Here is a 297-nt window from a genome sequence, read left to right on the forward strand (position 1 = left end):
CTCAGGGTAAAATGGCCTAACGACATTCTGTCAGCAAATCAAAAAATCGCCGGTATTCTCATCGAAAACACCATTTCTGAAGGAAAGGTGGTCGCATCCGTCATTGGTATTGGTCTCAACGTGAATCAAACTCAATTTGATGACCTGCCAAAAGCGGCATCCATGAAAACAGTTTCAGGAAGAGACTTCGAGACAGAGGAGGTCCTTGAATTGCTTCTGAAGGACCTGGAAAACAGCTTCGGAAATATTTCTGAAGAAAATTCCGAAGCTATTCTAAAGGCCTATGAAAAATGGCTT

Annotated in this window: 1 pseudogene; it reads left to right on the plus strand. The window is 42.4% G+C overall.

The window, feature by feature from the left end:
* Positions 1-297, plus strand: a pseudogene (locus HC175_RS22925) (biotin--[acetyl-CoA-carboxylase] ligase); the annotation flags it as partial.

Source organism: Salinimicrobium oceani (genome assembly GCF_012037645.1).